The 12,300-nt window shown below is 76.0% G+C and carries 10 protein-coding genes; 6 read left to right on the top strand and 4 right to left on the bottom strand.

The window, feature by feature from the left end; translation table 11 throughout:
- The first annotated feature begins 220 nt into the window (after positions 1–220).
- Positions 221–622: a PTS-dependent dihydroxyacetone kinase phosphotransferase subunit DhaM gene (locus ACZ50K_RS05930; protein WP_468897956.1), complete on the top strand. Its 402-nt coding sequence runs from the start codon at positions 221–223 to the stop codon at positions 620–622.
- Between the two features lie 46 nt (positions 623–668).
- On the opposite strand, the gene ACZ50K_RS05925 is transcribed toward ACZ50K_RS05930, so the two are convergent.
- Complete coding sequence (locus tag ACZ50K_RS05925) at positions 669–1,052, bottom strand: RNA-binding S4 domain-containing protein (RefSeq protein ID WP_468897954.1); 384 nt, start codon at positions 1,050–1,052, stop codon at positions 669–671.
- A gap of 133 nt (positions 1,053–1,185) precedes the next feature.
- Here ACZ50K_RS05925 and ACZ50K_RS05920 point away from each other — a divergent pair, with 133 nt between their 5' ends.
- From ACZ50K_RS05920 to ACZ50K_RS05910, 3 genes are all read left to right on the top strand, one after another.
- Positions 1,186–1,581: a TOBE domain-containing protein gene (locus ACZ50K_RS05920; protein ID WP_468897952.1), complete on the top strand. Its 396-nt coding sequence runs from the start codon at positions 1,186–1,188 to the stop codon at positions 1,579–1,581.
- A gap of 40 nt (positions 1,582–1,621) precedes the next feature.
- On the top strand, positions 1,622–2,446 hold the full coding sequence (gene modA, locus ACZ50K_RS05915) for a molybdate ABC transporter substrate-binding protein (RefSeq protein ID WP_468897950.1): 825 nt from the start codon (positions 1,622–1,624) through the stop codon (positions 2,444–2,446).
- Between the two features lie 175 nt (positions 2,447–2,621).
- Positions 2,622–4,670 (top strand): ABC transporter permease, encoded by a 2,049-nt coding sequence (locus tag ACZ50K_RS05910; RefSeq protein WP_468897948.1) that lies wholly within the window; start codon positions 2,622–2,624, stop codon positions 4,668–4,670.
- 22 nt (positions 4,671–4,692) lie between these two features.
- Here the strand turns inward: ACZ50K_RS05910 and ACZ50K_RS05905 are convergent, their stop codons facing one another.
- Together ACZ50K_RS05905 and ACZ50K_RS05900 are read right to left on the bottom strand one after the other, a co-directional pair.
- Positions 4,693–6,675, bottom strand: coding sequence for a phosphodiester glycosidase family protein (locus tag ACZ50K_RS05905; RefSeq protein WP_468897946.1), 1,983 nt, complete (start codon positions 6,673–6,675; stop codon positions 4,693–4,695).
- 121 nt (positions 6,676–6,796) lie between these two features.
- On the bottom strand, positions 6,797–8,839 hold the full coding sequence (locus ACZ50K_RS05900) for a SpoIIE family protein phosphatase (protein WP_468897944.1): 2,043 nt from the start codon (positions 8,837–8,839) through the stop codon (positions 6,797–6,799).
- A gap of 136 nt (positions 8,840–8,975) precedes the next feature.
- Between ACZ50K_RS05900 and ACZ50K_RS05895 the strand changes: the two genes are divergently transcribed.
- Positions 8,976–9,440, top strand: a complete 465-nt coding sequence (locus tag ACZ50K_RS05895) for an SRPBCC family protein (RefSeq protein ID WP_468897942.1) — start codon at positions 8,976–8,978, stop codon at positions 9,438–9,440.
- 24 nt (positions 9,441–9,464) lie between these two features.
- Here the strand turns inward: ACZ50K_RS05895 and ACZ50K_RS05890 are convergent, their stop codons facing one another.
- A complete protein-coding gene (locus ACZ50K_RS05890; RefSeq protein WP_468897940.1) occupies positions 9,465–10,850 on the bottom strand; it encodes a DUF6777 domain-containing protein in 1,386 nt (461 codons plus the stop codon).
- A 207-nt stretch (positions 10,851–11,057) separates the two neighbouring features.
- Here ACZ50K_RS05890 and ACZ50K_RS05885 point away from each other — a divergent pair, with 207 nt between their 5' ends.
- A complete protein-coding gene (locus ACZ50K_RS05885) occupies positions 11,058–12,272 on the top strand; it encodes a streptophobe family protein (RefSeq protein ID WP_468898485.1) in 1,215 nt (404 codons plus the stop codon).
- Positions 12,273–12,300: the final 28 nt, after the last annotated feature.

The following is a 12,300-nucleotide window of genomic DNA, read 5'->3' as shown; positions in this document are numbered from 1 at the left end:
GAATCCGCGGCGGGTTCGCCGTGGGCGGCGGCCCGGACGCGGCCCGGCCGGGAATACTGGGCGCGGTGACGGCCGCAGGGCCTGGATGCCGGCCGGTGGGTCCGGGACCGACCCGGCCGCACGGCCGGGGGCGAGGAGTTGCTGTGCGTGACGCGAAGATCCGCCGGACCGGGCCGGTGCCTGCCGGGGCGGACCGGCCCGCCCGGGCGGAGGTGGCGGGATGACCGCGCTGGTGGGGATCGTGCTGGTGTCGCACAGTGCCGAGGTCGCGGCTTCGGTGGCCGCGCTGGCCCGCGGGCTGGCCGACGGCGGCCCGCTGGCCCCGCTGGCGGCGGCCGGCGGCACCGCCGAGGGCGGTCTGGGGACCAGCGCCGATCTGATCGTGGCCGCCGCCCTTGCGGTGGACCGGGGCGCGGGCGTGGCCCTGCTGGCCGACCTGGGGAGCTCGGTGCTCACCGTGAAGACCCTGCTCGACGGGGACGAACTCCCCGCCGGGTCCCGGCTGGTGGACGCCCCGTTCGTGGAGGGGGCGGTCTCCGCGGTGCTGACCGCCTCGGCCGGCGCCCCGCTGGACGCGGTGGCCGCCTCGGCGGCCGAGGCGTACGGCTACCGTAAGGCCTGAGCACCGGGCCGGGCCGGAGCACCGGTCGGCCCGGCGGCGGACCGGGTCAGCGGCCGCGGAGGCCGTCGAGTTCGCGCCGGTCCCGCTTGGTGGGCCGGCCGGTCCCGCGGTCGCGGAGCCCGGTGGCGGCCGCCTCCACCCGGGAGGGCGGCGGCGGGCTGTTGTCCACGTAGGCCTCGGCCGCGACCGGGGCGCCGACCCGTTTGGTGAAGGCCTGGCGGACCACCACGATCCGCTCGCGCCCGTCGTGGTAGAGCCGGACCTCGTCACCGGGCTTCACCGACTGGGCGGGCTTGGCCCGGTCCCCGTTGACCCGTACGTGCCCGGCCCGGCAGGCCGCCGCCGCGATGGACCGGGTCTTGGTCAGGCGGACCGCCCAGATCCAGGCGTCGACACGTGCCGATGATTCTTCGCTTCCCGTGGCTGCCATGCCCCGAGCCTATCGAGCCGCGACCGGCGGAGCGGAGCGGATTTTGGCGGATACGACAAGGGCCGCGCACCTGCCATGTAGATCATCCCAAGAGAATTGCAAATGCGTCATGTGTACCCCTACCTTGTCGCACATGCAGTCCTACACCATCGGTCAGGCGGCGCGTCTGCTGGGCGTCAGCCCGGACACGGCCCGCCGCTGGGCCGACGCAGGCCGGGTCGCGACCCATCGCGACGACAGCGGCCGGCGGCTCATCAACGGCCGTGATCTGGCCGCCTTCTCCGTCGAGGTCGGCCAGGGGGCCCACATCGAGGACGAGGAGCCGTACACCTCCGCCCGCAACGCCTTCCCCGGGATCGTCACCGCCGTCAGGCTCGGCGACGTGGCCGCTCAAGTCGAGATCCAGGCCGGACCGCACCGGCTGGTTTCCCTGCTGACCCGCGAAGCCGTCGACGAGCTCGGCCTGGAGGTCGGAATGCGGGCCACCGCCCGCGTGAAGTCCACCAGCGTCCACATCGACCGCACCTGACCTTCCCCGCCGCCCGCTTCACCATCGGAGTGTCACGCCCATGTCCTCTTACCGCTTCCCCAACCGCCGTCGCGCCGCCGTCGCGGTGCTGTCCGCAGCCCTGCTGATGCCGCTCGCCGCCTGCGGCGGCGACAAGGACAAGAAGGACGAGGGCGCGAACTCCCCGTCCGCGTCCGCCCCGTCCTCCTCGGCCCCGAAGGACGTCAACCTGACCGTGCTGGCGGCCTCTTCGCTGACGGACGTCTTCAAGACGGCCGGCGAGGCCTACCAGAAGGCGAACCCGGGCACCAGGGTCACCTTCTCCTTCGCCGGTTCCCAGGAACTCGCCGCGCAGGTCAAGCAGGGCGCCCCGGCCGATGTCCTGGTCACCGCCGACACCAAGACCATGGACGGGCTGAAGGCCGAGACCGGCACCCCGGCGATCATCGCGAAGAACCGTCTGGTGATCGCGGCCGGCAAGACCAACCCCTTCAAGATCGACGACCTGAAGGACCTCGCCGACACCAAGATCAAGGTCGTGCTGGCCGCGCCCGAGGTCCCGGTCGGCCGCTACAGCAAGCAGATCCTGGACAAGCAGGGCGTCGCGGTGAAGCCGGTCTCCCAGGAGCCCAACGTCCGCGCCGTGCTGTCCAAGGTCGAGCTGGGCGAGGCCGACGCCGGCCTCGTCTACAAGACGGACGCCTCCAAGGCCGAGGACAAGGTCGTCGCCGTCGAGATCCCCGACGAGCAGAACGCCGTGGCCTCCTACCCGGCCGCCTCGCTGAAGGCCTCCAAGAACGCCGAGGCCGCCGCGGCCTTCGTCGCCTGGCTGAACACCCCCGAGGCGCAGAAGATCCTCCAGGACGCGGGGTTCCAGCAGCCGTAACCGGCCGCGCATGATACGGGTGAGGGGACTGCCTGGTCCGGGGGGACAGGCGGTCCCCTCGCCCGTGTCGCCGTCCCTCCACCGCCCGCCGCCCGCTCCCCATCGCCCGCCACCCGTTGCCCGCCGCCCGTTGCCCCGGTCCCCCCGTCTCCGTCCCGTCAGGAACGCCGCCCTCATGAGCACACCCCGCACCCGCCCGCGCAAGGCGGCCCGCACCGGCACCCGCGCCCCGTTCGCGCTCGCGCTGCCCGCGCTGCTGGCCGTCGGCTTCCTGCTGCTCCCCCTGGTCGGCATCCTGGTGCGTACGCAGTGGGGGGAGCTCGGCACCCATCTGACCACCCCCGGGGTCACGGAGGCGCTCAAGCTGTCGCTGCTGGTGTCGTTCTGGGCGCTGGGGCTGGCCCTGCTGCTCGGCGTGCCGCTGGCCTGGCTGCTGGCCCGGGTCGAGTTCCGCGGGAAGGCGATCGTCCGCTCCCTGGTGATGCTGCCGATGGTGCTGCCGCCGACGGTCGGCGGTGTGGCCCTGCTGCTGGGCTTCGGCCGGCGCGGTCTGCTCGGACCGTTCCTGGAGGAGAACTTCGGCATCACCCTGCCGTTCCACACCTCCGGTGCCGTGGTGGCCGCCACCTTCGTCGCGATGCCGTTCCTGGTGATCAGCCTGGAGGGGGCACTGGGCGGCCTCAAGCAGAGCTACGAGGAGACCGCCGCCTCCCTGGGGGCCTCCCCGGTAAGGGTGTTCTTCACCGTCACCCTGCCCATGGTGGCGCCCGGCCTGGTCGCCGGGGCGGCCCTCACCTGGGCGCGGGCCCTGGGCGAGTTCGGGGCCACCATCACCTTCGCCGGCAATCTGCCGGGCACCACCCAGACCCTGCCGCTCCAGGTCTACCTGCTGCTCCAGGACGAGCCGGAGGCGGCGACCTCGCTGTCCCTGCTGCTGCTGGCGATCGCGATGGCGGTCCTGGTCGCCCTGCGCGGCCGTTGGACGGGCGCCCCGGCGGCCCGCCGGGACCGGGAGCCCGCCCCGGAACCGGCCCCCGGCACCGAACCCGTCCCGGCCCCCGCGTCCGCACCCGTGCCGGCACCGGCGACGGACGGGAAGGCGGCGCCGGACGGCACCCCGGCGGCCGACGGGAAGTCAGCGGCGGACGGAAAGCGGGCGGCGGACGGGAAGCAGTCCGCACCCGCCGGACGGTGGCCGCTGCACGCCACCGTCACCGGGTTCAACCAGCTGTCCCTGGACGCCGAACCCGGCACCACCATCGCCGTGGTCGGCGAGAACGGCGCCGGCAAGACCACCCTGCTGCGTGCCCTGCTCGGCCTCACCCCCCGCGCCCACGCCGAACTCACCCTCGGCGACCTCGACGCCACCGCCCTCCCCCCGCACAAAAGGCACGTCGCCTGGGTCCCCCAGGACGGCGCCCTCTTCCCGCACCTGACCGCCCTCGCGAACACCGCCTACGGCCTCCGCGCCCACGGCACCCCGCGCGCCCGGGCCCGTCAGGAGGCACAGGGGTGGCTGGACCGGCTCGGTGTCGGCCACCTCGCCCACCGCAAGCCCGCCCAGCTCTCCGGCGGCCAGGCCCAACGGGTCGCGCTGGCCCGCGCCCTCGCCGCCCGCCCCCGGCTGCTGCTCCTCGACGAGCCCCTGGCCGCCCTCGACCAGACCACCCGGGCCCATGTCCGGCACACCCTGCGCCGCCATCTCTCCGGCTTCGGCGGGGTCTGCCTCATCGTCACCCACGACCCCGTGGAAGCGGTCTCGCTGGCCGACCGGGTGCTGGTGCTCGCCGACGGCCGCACCCTCCAGGACGCCGTCCCCGCCGAGGTCACCCGCCACCCCCGCTCCCCCTGGGTGGCCCGGATGCTCGGCCGGAATGCCTGGCCGGGCACGGCCGGTCCGGAAGGGGTGGAACTGGACGGCGGCGGCCGGCTGGTGGTCGCCGAAGGGCTCCCGGAAGGATCCCGGACCCTGGCGATCATCGCCCCGGAGGCGGTCTCGGTGCATCGCGAACGCCCCGCCGGCAGCCCCCGCAACACCTGGCCGGGCACGGTCCGCGAGATCACGGCGGTCGGCAGCCGCCTCCGGGTCCTGGTCGGCTCCACCGAGGCCCCCGACCTGGTCGCGGAGATCACCCCGTCGGCGGCGGCCGAACTCGGCCTGGCCGACGGCGAGTCCGTCTGGACCTCGGTGAAGGCCACCGAGGTCAACCTCGTCGAACTCTGAGACCCGACGCGCACCCGGCCGTTCAGGACCCCGGCGGGAAGTCCAGCCAGTCGCCGGGCGCCGGGCTCCGGAGTCCGGTGTTCGCACCGATCAGCGCCCCGCCGGTCCGGCCGGTCGCATAGGAGACCACCCCTTCGGAGCGGGTCAGCTCCGGGCCCTCGCCCCCCAGGGTGAGGACGGCCGCCCCCTTCCCGGTGGTCCGGTGGAACTCGGCCAGCCAGCGGTCCCGGGTCCGCGCCTCCCGCAGGTCCGGACGGTCCGGGCCGTCCTCCTCCTGTACGAGGACCAGCCCGGCGGTCCCCGGATCGCCGACGGCCTGGTCCAGTGCCGTGCGGAGCGCGCGGAGCCGGGCCAGCCCACCGCCGTCCAGGGTCGCCCGGGTGGTGTCCAACGGCAGGAAGCGGATCCCGTGCCGGAGGAAGGACCCGGCCCCGACGGCCTCCGGGGTCAGTACGAACTCGGGCTCGGCGGAACGGAGTTCTGCCAGGGCCTGGTCGCGTTCGGGCTCCGGGAGCCCGGCCGGGAGGACCCCGAACCGCCAGGGCCGGGCGACCGGCGGGGCGGCCGGGGCCGGCCGCGGCTCCCGCCGCTTCACCGCCGTTCCGCGCAGCACCAGTTCGGAACCGTCCGCTTCGGTCAGCCGCAGCACCGGCCGTACCCCGGGAAGCCCGCCCCGCGCCCACAGGCCGAAGCCGCCGGCCCGGTCGAACACCGGCAGCGGCCGCCCCGGCCGACCGCCGGGCGGGGCGCTCCACCAGGAGGTTCCGACCCCCGGAGCCGACGACCGGGCACCGCCACCGCCACCGCCACCGACGGGGACGGGGACGGCCGGAGCGGCCGGAACCCGGGGCACCGCCGGCGCGGTCGGAACCGTGAGCACCAGACCGTTGGGAACGGTGCGGGCACTCCCGTCGGACGGCGAGTTCTCCAGCAACAGGGTCTCCCCCTCCCCCGCCCGCCCGGCCAACAGGGTGGTCGAGCCGCCGCCGTCCAGGTTCAGGGCCTCGTACACGCCCAGCGCGTGCAGCAGCCGGCCCAGGGCGGTCAGGGTGAGGCCGCCGCTGTCGCCCTGCCGGCCGTCCACGGTCAGGATCCGCAACTGGCGGCCGTCCCGGGAGAAGCCGACGGCCGTACGCGGCGCGGAAACGTTGTTGCGCTTCCCGTCGTGGTTCTGCGGGACCCCGCCGACCACCAGCGGCTCCCGGCCGCCGATCGCGGTCAGCGGGACCGGACCGGAAGCCGCCCTGGGGGCGACGCTGACCCGCACCGGGTCGCCGGGGCTCAGCCCGGTCAGGGCCTCCGCGGCGGCGGCACCCCGGGCCGCCAGCAGGGTGACCCCCGGCGCCGGTGCGGCACCGCGCCCGTACCCGCGCACCGCGACCACCCGGCCGGCCCGCACCTCGGCCTCGGCGTCGGCGCCCCCCGGCAGGACGGACCGGCTGCCCGCCCAGTCGGCGGTGTAGGCGGTGAGCCCCTCGGCGGGGGGCCGGGCGGAGTTGAACCCCAGCAGCCGCCGGACGGCACCCCCGGGCAGGGTGACGCTGCCGTCGAGGTCCACCCGCAGCACCCGCCCCCTCGGGCCGGGACCGAAACCGACAGCGGCCCCCGCGCCCCGGGCCGGGGAGTGCAGCAGCCGGCCCGCGGCGATGCCCGGCCCGAGCGGGGCGCCGGTCCGGCGGATGTCGAAGAAGTCCCCGTTGACGGCGGCGACCACCCGCCGGCCCGGCCCGGCGGGATGCCGGGCCGCCGCCTCGGCGACCGTACCCGGCCCGCCCAGGTACTCGGCCCGCAGCCCGGGGGTGGCCAGGTCCACCCGGAGTTCGTCGATCCGCAGCCGGCGGTCGGCCAGCAGCCGGTCGTAGGACTCCAGACGGACCCCGGGGGCGATCTGCCGGGTGACGCGGGCGGTCTCGATGCCGTCGGCGGGAGCGGCCGGGCCGCCGCCCGGCAGCGCCAGAAGCGCCAGCGGCAGCGCTGCGCCGAGCAGAGGACGGAGTGTCAGCACGCAGGAAGCATCGGCGAATCAGCTCATAGCACCGACGAAGACACGAAGAATGCCTATCGGATATACCGGATGGCCGCCACCGCCTACGCCGTCCGGTGGACCGCGCCCGGCGGACCGGGCGTCACGGGGTGGTGGGGACGGTGAATTCGCACCAGACGCGTTTGCCGCCGCCGCGGGCCTCCACGCCCCAGGCGTCGGCGAGGCGGTCGACCAGCAGGAGGCCGCGGCCGGAGACCGCCCAGTCGGTGGCCTCCCGGCGGCGCGGCAGGGCGCTGGAGGAGTCCTCCACCTCGACCCGGATCCGGCCGTCCACGGTGAGGCGGAGGCTGAGGGTGCCGCCGCCCTCGGTGTGCACGAGCGCGTTGGTCATCAGCTCGTCCGCCGCGAGTTCGATCTCGTCGGCCCGCTCCCCGGCGCCCCAGGCGGCGGCCGCCGCGCGGATCAGGTGCCGGGCCATCGCCGGGCCCTCCGGGTCGCCGGGGGCGAGGTGCTGGCGCAGCGGGCCGGAGCCGCGGGGGGCGGGGCTGCCCCGGCGGCGCAGCAGGAGCAGGGCCATGTCGTCGGCGCCGGTGTCCCCGACCAGTTCGCAGAGCCGGTCGGCGAGCTCCTCCACGTCCGCCGGACCGTCCCGGACCGCGTCCAGATAGGCCCGCATGCCGGCGCCCGGTTCGGCACCGGGCCGTTCGGTCAGCCCGTCGGTGCACAGCAGCAGGGTGTCGCCGGGGTGCAGTTCCAGGCTGGTGACCGGATATCCGGAGCCGGTGCCCGGCTGGTGGCGCGGGGGCATCCCGAGCGGCAGACCGGCGGCCACCGCCACCCGGTGGCAGCTGCCGTCGCCGCGCCGCACCACCGGGTCGAGGTGCCCGGCGCGGACCAGTTGCAGCAGGCCGGTGTTGAGGTCGGCCTCCGCGTAGGTGCAGGTCGCCAGGCGTTCGGTGGCCAGTTCGCGGAGGAAGTCGGAGGCCCGGGCCATGGCGGTGCCGGGGGTGTGGCCCTCCCCGATGTAGGCCCGGAGCACGATCCGCAGCTGGCCCATCACGGCCGCCGCGTCGGTGTCGTGGCCCTCCACGTCGCCGACCATCACCCCGACCCGGCCGTCACCGAGCGGGATCACGTCGTACCAGTCCCCGCCGATGTCCCGGCCCAGCCCGGCGGCCCGGTAGCGTACGGCGATCCGGGCGCCCGGCACCACCGGGATGCGGCGGGGCAGCATCGCCCGCTGGAGCCCCTCCGCCAGATCGTGCTCCTGCTCGAACAGGATGGCCCGCTGGAGGCTCTGCGCGATGCCGCTGCCCAGCGCGACCAGGACGTTGCGCTCCTCGTCGGTGAACTCCCCCTCCCGGGCGTAGAGCAGCCCGAGGGCGCCGATCGGGCGGCCCTGGGCGATCAGCGGGAGGTAGACCCCGCTGCGCACGTCCAGCGGTTCGATGTACGGCCACAGCTTCGGGAACCGGTCCTGGAACTCCTCCCGGGAGCGGAGGAACACCGGCCGCATGGTCCGCACGGCCTCGCTCATCGGGAACCGGGCGTCGATCCGGGTGTACTCGATCTCGGGGACGTACGAGCCGAGCTGGCCCTCCGCGACCAGGTGGATCCGGCCTCCGTCCACCACGCCCAGCATCACGCTGACGGCCCCGAGGTGGCTGAGGGCCGCCGGGTCCTTGAGGACGTCGGTGACGTCGTGGACGGTGCGGGCGTGCGCCAGGATCGCTGTGGTCCGTTCCACCACCCCGGTCATCCGGCGGCGGCCCTCGTCCTGGGCGCCGGTGATGCCCGGTTCCCGGGGGTCCAGGGTGGCGTCCCGGATGATGCCGATGACCCGGTAGGGGCGGCCGCGCGGGGCCCGCACGATATGGCCCTGGATGTGCGTCCAGCGGGAGGAGCCGTCGCGGCGGCGGATCCGGACGTAGGCGCCGTAGTGGTCCCGGCCCTCCTTGAGGGCCTGGGCGACCCGGCCGTCCAGCCGGGCCTCCTCACCGGGCGGGATCCGCGTCCGCAGCCCTTCGAGGGTCCCGTCGAACTCCTCCGGGCGCAGGTCGACCACCTCGCAGGCGGTGGCGTCCAGATGCATCTGCCCGCTGTCGAGGTCCCAGTCGAAGGTGCCCATCCGGTTGAGCGCCAGGCTCAGGTCCGGGCGGGCGGGCCAGTCCACCTCGTCGGCCATGGAGCAACTGTCTCACCGATCGGCGGACGGCGGCCTGCGGGCGGGGCGTGGGCGGAGGGGTCGGCGAGGAATGGGCTGGCGGGGCGGCCCCGGGTGGCGCCGCGCGCGGGGGCCGGGCCGGGGTGACAATCCGGCCATGGCAAACACTGAGGTTTCGGTCGAGCGGGAGATCGCCGCCCCCGCGGAGACGGTGTGGCAGGCGCTGACGGACCTGGAGTCTATGCCGCTGGTGCTCAGCGGGGTGGATGCGGTGGAACTCCTCACCCCGGGGCCGTTCCGGGTGGGCACCCGCTGGCGGGAGACCCGGCGGATGCTGGGGAAGTCGGCGACCGAGGAGATGTGGGTGACCGCCTGCGAGGCACCGGCCCGCTATGTGGTCGAGGCGGAGAGCTCCGGGATGCACTACGTGTCCGAGTTCCTGCTCACCGAGCGGGCGCCGGCCCGCACCACGGTCCGGATGACCTTCTCCGCCCACCCGGCGGCCGGCCGGAAGCTGCCCCTGCTGGCCCGGCTGCTGGGCGGGGTGGGGGCCCGGGCGGTGGCCAAGGCCATCGCCCGGGACCTGGCGGACATCGCCGCGTCCGTGGAGCGGCTCGGCTGAGCTGCCGAGCGGTGCGGACGGGCCTCAGCGGGCGGGCGGCTCGGCGGCCGGACCGGATTCGGTGCTCGGGCCGGATTCGGTGCTCGGGCTGGTGCTCGGGCCGGTGCTCGGGCCGGGGCTCGACCGGCCGTTCTGGGCACCGCTCGGATCGGTGCCGTCCGGGTCCGTGCCGGGGTCCCGGTCGGCGGGACTCTCCGGCGCGGGGCTCGCGGGGCTCGCCGGTTCCTCCGCCGGGGCGGAGGTGGGCGGTGAGGGCGGCGCGGGCGGGGACTGCGTACGGTCGGTGAGCGCGGGCGGCGGCGGCGAGCTGCCGGGGCCGTCGCTGGGGGTGCCGGGCCCGGTGGACCTGCCGTCCCCGGAGGGGTCGGTGAGCGGTGGCGGGGTGAGCGGCGAGGGCACGCCGGTGCCGTCGCTGGCCGTCGGGGTGGGCCGCACCGGCGGTCGCACCGGGCGGTCCGGGGGCGGCCGGTGTCCGGGCCGGCGCTCGTACCAGCGGCGGTCCTCCGGATCGTAGATCACGATCTTGTCGATCTTGGTGGTCGAGGGGGCGATGACCACCACCCCGCGCGGCTGGTAGGCCTCCCAGGGCTTGCCGTGCCGCGCGGAGTCGGGTCGCAGCGCCACCGGCTCGCCCAGCGGGTTGCCGCAGGCGCAGCGCACCCGGGGCACCCCCCGGCCGTCCACCAGGACGGCGGTCCCGGCCTGGAGGACAGCCTGGTAGGGGGTGGCCCGGCCGGACCGGAAGCCGTGGTTGGTGACCCGGGTGTCCAGCCGGAGCCGGACCGGGGTGAGGGAGCGCAGGTGGTCGGGGACGGCGGTCGGGGCGATGCCCAGGGCGGCGGCGAAGGCCGCGTTCTTCGCGGGTACGGCGCCCAGCACCCGGATCTGGAGTTCCACGTCGCAGCTGGCCGTGTCCTTGGTGCCGCCGTAGAGGCCCGGCTCGCCCCCGCTGATCCGTCGGGTGGTGAGGATCCCGCCCGGGGCGGTACCGGTGCCGGTACTGGTGGGGCTGGTGGTCGTGGGCGGGGGCGGTGGCTCGGTACCGCCGTCCGGGCCGGTGGCGGTGGACTCGGTGAACGGGTCCTCGCCCGCCGAACCGGCCGGCTGGAGGAACAGCTCTCCGCTGGTGACCGGGGTCCTGTCGGGGCGGGTGAGCACCACGGCGAGGACCACGGCGACGGCCGCGGCCACGGCCAGCGCGATAAGCCGGGGCCCCGACCACCACCGCCCGCCGCCCGGACCGGACGGCGGGGGCCCGCCCGGGGGCGGCTCCGGGGGTCCGGCGCCGCCGGAGAGCGGACCGGACGGCGGCCCCGTGGGCGGGCCGGCCGGAGGGCCGGTGGGGTGGCCGGTGGGCGGGCCCGCCGGACGGTCGGCCGGGGGCGGGGTGCCCGAGGGCTGGGTGGTCACTGGGGCCTCCCGTACGGGGATGTTCCGGTCCCGGCCGGCCGCGACGGCCTCGCCGTACTGTCCCTTGCAGTGTCCGGACATCCCCCGCCCGCCCGCACCACCGTGTGCGCCGTTCAGGTGGTGACGCCCGGCCGGGGCTGCCTACGGTTGCGTGTGAGCCGTTCCTGGCGTGACGCCCTGCTCGCCGTGCTGGCGGGCTTCGTGGCGATGACCGCGGTGGCCGCGGCCGGGCTGGCCTTCGCCGGCGCGGGCGAACTCCCCGGCGGGGCCTTCCCCCGGGTGGTGGCCGCGGTGGTGGTACTGGCGGCCGGCGGAACCGTGGAACTCACCGGCGGGGCCGGTTTCCTGGCCGATGCCGACGCCGAACTGTCCGTACTGCCGCTGTCCGTCAGCCTGGCCGGGGCACTGGCCGCCGGAGCCCGCTTCCTGCGGCCGCTGCGCGGCCGGGCCGTGGCCGGACCGCGCGAACTCCTGGGCCGGGCCGCCCCGCTGGTCCTGCTGTGGCTGCTCCTGCTGACCGGGTTCGCGCTGTGCTCCCGGCACACCTTCGGCCTCGCCACCGACGGCTCCCCGCTCGGCACCATCACCGACCTGCTGGACTCCTCGCCCACCGTGGGCTTCCGGGCGAACCTGCCCGCCACCCTCGGCTTCGGGCTGCTGTGGATCCTGGGCCTGCTGCTGATCACCCTGCTGGTGTCGCGGAGCGCTCCGCTGCCCGCCCGGCTGGTCCGCTTCCACGAGGCCGTCCGCCCGGCCGCGCACGCCACGGTGGTCCTGCTGCTCGCGTACGTCCTGCTCGGCGTGCTGATCGGCCTGGTGGTGGCGGTGACCCGGGACCAGGCCCCGGAAACCCTGGCGGTGCTGCTCCTGGGGCTGCCCAACCTGGTCTGGCCGGCGTTCACGGTGGGCTTCGGCGGGGCCTGGGAGGGCGGGGCGCGGGGCCCCTTCGGGCTGCCCGTGCCGAAGCCGCTGGACGAGGTGCTGCGCACCGCCGACGGGTCGACCGTGGACCTGGGCACCCTCGCCGAGCGCGATCCGCGGGCCTGGTGGCTGGCGGTGGTGGCGGTCCTGATGCTGCTGGGCGCCGGTTTCCTGGCGGCCGTACGCTCCTCCGCCCGGATCCGCCCCTGGCAGCACGCCCTGCACCTGGGCGTGGCGCTGGCCCTGGCGGTGCTGGTGGTGTGCCTGCTCGGCCAGGTCCGGGCGGCCTACGGCCTGTCGCTGCTGGGCATCGGCGACGCCGGCGGGTCGGGCGGCTCGGTGGAGCTCCGGCCGGTCCTGTGGCGAACGGTGGGCCTGGCCCTGCTCTGGGGCGCCCTGGCCGGGTATCTCGGCGCCCTGCTGGCCCGCCCGCTCCACCACCACGGCGAAGCCGCCCCGGATCCCCGCGGCCCTGCCGGGGCGAAGGGAACCCGGCCCTGACCGGCCGGCCCGCCGGGCCCGCCCGGCC

The sequence above is a fragment of the Streptomyces sp. NPDC033845 genome (assembly GCF_055576225.1).
This window is presented reverse-complemented; position numbering and strand designations above follow the sequence as displayed.